This window comes from Pseudomonas sp. 13B_3.2_Bac1 (genome assembly GCF_025466205.1).
Taxonomy (GTDB): Bacteria; Pseudomonadota; Gammaproteobacteria; order Pseudomonadales; family Pseudomonadaceae; genus Aquipseudomonas; species Aquipseudomonas fluorescens_H.
In genome coordinates, this window is sequence record NZ_JANLOG010000155.1 from 37,570 (window position 1) to 44,371 (window position 6,802).

At 61.5% G+C, this 6,802-nt stretch carries 4 protein-coding genes and 1 pseudogene; all 5 read left to right on the plus strand.

Going from position 1 to position 6,802, the window contains the following annotated elements; all coding sequences use genetic code 11:
* Positions 1-426 precede the first annotated feature (426 nt).
* The 5 genes and pseudogenes from gcbA (at position 427) to accC (ending at position 6,678) form a co-directional block, all read left to right on the plus strand.
* Positions 427-2,097, plus strand: a complete 1,671-nt coding sequence (gene gcbA, locus NTD85_RS26520) for a diguanylate cyclase GcbA (protein ID WP_103520860.1) — start codon at positions 427-429, stop codon at positions 2,095-2,097.
* A 1,491-nt stretch (positions 2,098-3,588) separates the two neighbouring features.
* Positions 3,589-4,095 (plus strand): annotated as a pseudogene (locus tag NTD85_RS27870) (methyl-accepting chemotaxis protein); the annotation flags it as partial.
* 241 nt (positions 4,096-4,336) lie between these two features.
* Positions 4,337-4,789 (plus strand): type II 3-dehydroquinate dehydratase, encoded by a 453-nt coding sequence (aroQ, locus tag NTD85_RS26530; RefSeq protein ID WP_003221283.1) that lies wholly within the window; start codon positions 4,337-4,339, stop codon positions 4,787-4,789.
* A 48-nt stretch (positions 4,790-4,837) separates the two neighbouring features.
* A complete protein-coding gene (accB, locus tag NTD85_RS26535) occupies positions 4,838-5,302 on the plus strand; it encodes an acetyl-CoA carboxylase biotin carboxyl carrier protein (RefSeq protein ID WP_024164417.1) in 465 nt (154 codons plus the stop codon).
* Between the two features lie 17 nt (positions 5,303-5,319).
* On the plus strand, positions 5,320-6,678 hold the full coding sequence (gene accC / locus NTD85_RS26540; protein ID WP_045122275.1) for an acetyl-CoA carboxylase biotin carboxylase subunit: 1,359 nt from the start codon (positions 5,320-5,322) through the stop codon (positions 6,676-6,678).
* Positions 6,679-6,802: the final 124 nt, after the last annotated feature.

Here is a 6,802-nt window from a genome sequence, read left to right on the forward strand (position 1 = left end):
CTTTCAATCACTTGGGTTCAACGGTTCGACCACAACCATACAACAACGTGCCAAGGCCGGCACCCGCCCGTAAAGATAAGCAGCAAATCCGCGGCGCGGACGAAGCATCCGTCAGAGTCTAGGGGAATACCTGATACCGCACCGGCAAAAATCCTTCGCCGAACGGTTTTTCAAGCACGCAAAAACCATTCAAGAGCTTTATGTCAGCCGCAGCGGAAAGTCATGTGAATGATCCCGCCGGCCACCTCATACCCCCGGCATTCGGGGACTTGCCCGACGAGCAGGTCCGTTTTGAAACCCGCCAGTCAGAAACTGAATTGTGTCGCATCGCAGATTATTGACGCACGACACTGATGTAAGGGAAAAGAGGTGCTAGCATAGAGCCACCAGTCGATCTCAGCATGCACCCTAACTAGTAGTCAGGATATGACCGAGCCAGAAGACCCCAGCCGTGAGCGCCTCAAGCACCACTTTGCCCAGCGGGTAATTCATCAGGCACGTCAGATTCTTGAGATATGGCAGCGCCTGCAACGCAGTGAGTGGTCCACTGCCGACCTCGCCGAACTGAGCGAGGCCAATCTGCGCCTGCTGCGTTTTGCCGAGCGTTTCGAGCAGCCTGAGCACACGCAACTCGCGCGTCATATCGGCCAGTCGCTGGAAGCGGTGGACGCCAATCGCGGCCGCCTGAGCAGTGGCCTGATCACCGATCTCAATCGCTTGATGCAGCGCCTGTCGCGCACCGGTCTGCGCCATGGCGATCAACTCGACCAGACCTTCCTGCCGCCGCTGCGCAAACCGATCTACGTGATGTTGCAGGATCACGACCGCGCCGAGCGGCTGGCCAAGCAGCTGGAATTTTTCGGCCTCACCGCGCAGGCGCTGGACAGTGTGGCGGCGTTTCGCTCCTCGATGGTCGAGCGCTTGCCGGCTGCGATCGTCATGGACGTTGACTTCAGCGGCGCTGGCGTCGGCCTGCAACTGGCCGCCGAAGCCCAGGTCGGCCTGGAAGAACCGCTGCCGCTGCTGTTTTTCAGCCTGCACGAAACTGACACCCCGACCCGCCTCGCCGCCGTGCGCGCCGGCGGCCAGGAATTCCTCACCGGCACCCTCGAAGCGTCGAGCCTGCTGGAGAAGATCGAAGTCCTGACCTGCGTCGCCCAGTACGAACCTTATAAAGTGCTGATCATCGACGACTCCCGCGCCCAGGCCTTGCACACCGAGCGCCTGCTCAACAGCGCCGGGATCGTCACTCGCACGCTGATCGAACCGATCCAGGCGATGGCCGAACTGGCGGATTTCCAGCCGGATCTGATCATCCTCGACATGTACATGCCGGCCTGCACCGGCACCGAACTGGCCAAGGTCATTCGCCATAACGACCGCTACGTCAGCGTGCCGATCATCTACTTGTCCGCCGAGGACGATCTGGATAAACAGCTCGACGCGATGAGCGAGGGCGGCGACGACTTCCTGACCAAACCGATCAAGCCACGGCACCTGATCACCACCGTGCGCAACCGCGCTGCCCGTGCGCGCAACCTCAAGGCACGCATGGTCCGGGACAGCCTCACCGGCCTGTACAACCACACGCACATCCTGCAATTGCTCGAAGACTGCTCGTTCCGCGCGCGCCGCGAGAACAAGCCACTGAGCTTTGCCATGCTCGACATTGACCACTTCAAACGGGTCAACGACAGCCACGGCCACCCGATGGGCGACCGGGTGATCAAGAGCCTGGCGCTGTTCCTCAAGCAACGGCTGCGCAAGACCGACTTTATCGGTCGTTACGGCGGCGAGGAATTCGCCATCGTCATGCCCGACACCGACATAGAAGCGGCGCACAAAGTGCTCGACGAGATCCGCCAGCGCTTCGCCGAAATCCACTATCCGGCGCAGCCGCAGGATTTGTGGTGCACCTTCAGCGCCGGCGTGGTGGAAATGCAAGAGGACTCCGACAGCCTGATGATGGCCAGCCAGGCCGACGAGGCGCTGTACCGCGCCAAAGGTGCCGGACGCAATCGTGTACAGACCGCGTACGGATCAAAGCAAAGTGCCACTTTTTCATCGGAATCCACCGATTCGGTCATAACCCTGTAACAGAACCGCAATAAATTCAGGCGCTTACCATTTCTGCCGTTGGTAGCCGTCATGCGCCTGAAGTTGCTCACCAATCTCAACACTCTGCTGCTGGTCGCCGTCTGCGTGGCCCTCGGCGCGACGCTGTGGTGGTCGCAAAAAGCCCTGGAGCGTCCGTACCTGTTGATGGAGCGCTACCTGGGCCTGTCGCAGCAATTTCAGAATGATGTGGCGCGCAATGTCGAGGATTACCTCGCCAGCGGCGACGCCCTGCGCCTGAGCAGCGCCAGCCAGGCCATCGACGGCTTGCAGAAGGAACTCGGCGAACTGCCACCGGCACTGGCCGAGACCCTGCGGCCAAGTCTGTCGAGCCTCGAAGAATTCAGCAAAACCGACCTGCTCGCAGCCGGCAAACTGGCCGGTGATCCGCAGGCACTGCTGTTGCAGGCCGAACGTGAACTGAGCGCCAGCCTTGATCAACTGAGCACCTACGCCAATGGCAACGCGACGTACCTGACACCCCTGCTCACCGCCTCGCAGCATCTGGGCAAGCTGTCGCTGGCTCGCGACAAACTGGTCAGCAGCGGCCGCAGTGAACTGGCCGCCGACGTCGAGCGCGAGGTCAGCAACATCCGCGCTCAGGCGCAGGTGATCGATGCCCTGCCCCTGCTCGGCGTGGTCGCCAAGAACGAATCCGGCAGCGATGACTTTGCCGCCATGATGGGCATCGAAAGCAACGAAAAAGCCGCCGCCGAAGACGCTGGCGTCAGCCTCAAGCGTGAACTCAACAGCCTGCTCGGACGCTATCCGGCGGAGCTGGAACGCACCCGCGAGCAGATCCAGAAACGCACCGACCTGAGCACCGCCACCCACCTGAAGATCGCCGCCGTGCAGCAGGCCATCGCCGGCCTCGAACCGGTGGTGCGCGCGCAGCACGGGCAGATCCAGGGCGAAGTGCGCCTGATGCAGGGCGTGATGATCGGCCTGATTCTGTTGATCGCCCTGCTGATCGACACCCTGCAGCGGCGCCTCGCCCGCACCCTGACCAACCTCGCCCCGGCGCTGTCGACCTGGGCCGAGGGCGACTTCAGCAACGACATTCATTTGGGCAAGACCAACCGCGAGCTGCACGACATCGAAGCGTCGCTCAATCGCTTGCGCGCCTACCTGGTGGATCTGGTCGGCACGATTCGCGGCAATGCCGAACAAGTCGCCGGCAGCAGCCGTACCCTCGCCGAACTGAGCAACGAGCTGCACAGCGGCGCCGAACATCAGGCCGGCGATACCGCGTTGATCCGCGACTCCCTCGGCGAACTGGAGGCAACCATCCAGCAAGTGGCCGGTGATGCGCGCCAGGCCGCGGACGCCAGCCGCCATGCAGGGCTGGCGGTCGAACATGGACAGACCGTGATCGGCCAGAGCCTCACCGGGCTGCACGCACTGGTCGGCGAGGTGCAAGGCAACGCGCAGATGATCGAGCACCTGGCCGAAGAGTCGGCGACCATTGGTGGCGTGCTGACGGTGATCCGTTCGATTGCCGACCAGACCAACCTGCTGGCCTTGAACGCAGCGATCGAAGCGGCGCGTGCCGGGGAAATGGGTCGTGGTTTTGCGGTGGTGGCCGAAGAAGTGCGCTCACTGGCGCAACGCACGGCCGGCGCGACGGCGGAAATCCAGACGCTGATCGCCGGCCTGCAAACCGCCGCCCGACAATCGGTTGAAGGCATGCGCGCGCAGGTCGAACACGCCGAAGCCACGGCCAATCAGGCGCAGGCGGCGGACGGCGCGCTGGATAAAATCGTCGGTGCGATCCAGACCATTTCCGACACGGCGATCCGCATCGCCGACATCACCGCCCAGCAAAGCGGCGCGGTCAGCGAGATCCGCGATCACAGCGAGCGGATTCATCAATTGGGCGGGGATAACCTGCTGCGCATCGGCGAAGGCCGCGAACAGGGCGAGAACCTGCTGGTATTGGGCGGACAACTGCATACCGCCGTGCAAGCCTTCCGCGTCTGACAAATAGCCTTCGCGAGCAAGCCCGCTCCCACATTGGAATGCGTACCCCTGTGGGAGCGGGCTTGCTCGCGAAGGCGGTATTGCAGTCACCACAAATGACCGGATCAAATTACTCAGTCACAAATTTCGCGTAAACATCGGTCATCGTGCTGGCTATTGCAGAGAACTGGACAGTCACAAAGTCTTTGCGGCATAGTCGCCGGGTTCTGACGACTGCTCATTCATAACAAGGAACACGCAGATGGCAACGCTACTGGTGCTGCACGGCCCCAACCTGAACCTGCTCGGCACCCGCGAACCCGGCACCTACGGTTCAACGACCCTGGCGCAGATCAATCAGGATCTGGAGCGCCGCGCCCGTGAAGCCGGCCATCATCTGCTGCACCTGCAAAGCAACGCCGAGTACGAATTGATCGACCGTATCCATGCCGCTCGCGGCGAAGGTGTCGATTTCATTCTGATCAATCCAGCAGCTTTTACGCACACAAGCGTCGCATTACGTGACGCGCTGCTGGGAGTGAGCATCCCATTCATCGAAGTGCATTTGTCCAACGTGCACAAGCGCGAACCTTTCCGCCATCACTCTTACTTCTCCGATGTAGCGGTGGGAGTGATCTGCGGCCTTGGCGCCAGCGGTTACCGACTGGCCCTGGAGGCCGCACTAGAGCAGCTTGAAACACAGGCAACAGCTTGAACCACAAGCGTTAAACGCCCCTGACCGACCCTTGGGAGTTGATGATTCATGGATATCCGTAAAGTTAAGAAACTGATCGAATTGCTGGAAGAGTCCGGCATCGACGAGCTCGAGATCAAGGAAGGCGAAGAGTCCGTACGTATCAGCCGTCACAGCAAGACCCCGGCTCAGCAGTACTACGCTCCGGCGCCGATGCAGGCTCCGGCCGCTGCGCCTGCCGCCGCTGCCGCTCCAGTGGCTGCTGCCGCTCCGGCTGCCGCTGCTGCTCCAGCACTGAACGGCACCGTGGCCCGCTCGCCAATGGTAGGCACCTTCTACCGTAAATCTTCGCCAACCTCGCCAGCCTTCGTTGAAGTCGGCCAGACCGTGAAGAAAGGCGACACCCTGTGCATCGTCGAAGCCATGAAGATGATGAACCACATCGAAGCTGAAACCAGCGGTGTGATCGAATCCATCCTCGTCGAAGACGGCCAGCCGGTTGAGTACGACCAACCGCTGTTCACCATCGTTTGAACTGCGGAGAGCCTTTGATGACTGCGAAGTTGGAAAAAGTTCTGATCGCTAACCGCGGTGAGATCGCCCTGCGGATTCTGCGTGCCTGCAAAGAGATGGGCATCAAGACCGTCGCCGTTTACTCCAAGGCCGACAAAGAGCTGATGCACCTGGGTCTGGCAGACGAATCCGTCTGCATCGGCCCGGCTTCTGCCGCTCAGTCCTACCTGCACATCCCGGCCATCATCGCTGCCGCTGAAGTGACTGGCGCCACCGCCATTCACCCAGGCTACGGTTTCCTCGCGGAAAACGCCGATTTCGCCGAGCAGGTCGAGAACTCCGGCTTCGCCTTCATCGGCCCGAAAGCCGACACCATTCGCCTGATGGGCGACAAGGTATCGGCCAAGCACGCGATGATCGAAGCCGGCGTGCCAACCGTTCCAGGTTCCGACGGCCCGCTGCCGGAAGACGAAGAAACGGCACTGCGCATCGGTCGTGAAGTCGGCTACCCGGTGATCATCAAGGCCGCTGGCGGCGGTGGTGGTCGCGGCATGCGCGTGGTGCACAAGGAAGAAGACCTGATCGCCTCGGCGAAACTGACCCGCTCCGAAGCTGGCGCGGCGTTCGGCAACCCGATGGTCTATCTGGAAAAATTCCTGACCAACCCGCGTCACGTCGAAGTTCAGGTACTGTCCGACGGCCAGGGTCACGCCATCCATCTGGGCGACCGCGATTGCTCGCTGCAACGCCGTCACCAGAAGGTTCTCGAAGAAGCGCCGGCACCGGGCATCGACGAGCAGGCGCGCCAGGAAGTTCTGGCTCGCTGCGTCAAGGCGTGCATCGACATCGGTTACCGCGGCGCCGGCACGTTCGAGTTCCTGTACGAGAACGGTCGTTTCTACTTCATCGAAATGAACACCCGTGTTCAGGTGGAGCACCCGGTTTCGGAAATGGTCACCGGTATCGACATCGTCAAGGAGATGCTCAGCATCGCCGCTGGCAACAAACTGTCGTTCACTCAGGATGACGTGGTTATCCGCGGTCACTCGCTGGAGTGCCGGATCAACGCTGAAGACCCGAAAACCTTCATGCCGAGCCCGGGCACGGTCAAGCATTTCCACGCCCCAGGCGGCAACGGCGTTCGCGTCGATTCGCACCTGTACAGCGGTTATGCAGTTCCGCCGAACTACGACTCGCTGATCGGCAAGCTGATCACTTACGGCGCCACCCGCGACGAAGCCATGGCCCGCATGCGCAATGCCCTGGACGAAATCGTGGTAGACGGGATCAAGACCAACATCCCGCTGCACCGTGATCTGACCCGCGACGAAGGCTTCTGCAAAGGGGGCGTGAACATTCACTACCTCGAGCACAAGCTGGCTGGCGAGAAGCACTAAGCTTCAGCCCGCACCTGACAAAGCCGCCTTCGGGCGGCTTTGTTGTTTCTACAGATTACATAAACCCCTGTAGGAGCGGGGGGGGGGGGGGCGGCGGGGGGGGGGGGGGGTTTTTTTTTTTGGC

What these genes read in the sequence shown, in the direction of transcription:
- accC (WP_045122275.1), top strand. Translation starts at nt 5,320, where the DNA reads ATGACTGCGAAGTTGGAAAAAGTTCTGATCGCTAACCGCGGTGAGATC.
- gcbA (WP_103520860.1), top strand. Translation starts at nt 427, where the DNA reads ATGACCGAGCCAGAAGACCCCAGCCGTGAGCGCCTCAAGCACCACTTT.
- accB (WP_024164417.1), top strand. Translation starts at nt 4,838, where the DNA reads ATGGATATCCGTAAAGTTAAGAAACTGATCGAATTGCTGGAAGAGTCC.
- aroQ (WP_003221283.1), top strand. Translation starts at nt 4,337, where the DNA reads ATGGCAACGCTACTGGTGCTGCACGGCCCCAACCTGAACCTGCTCGGC.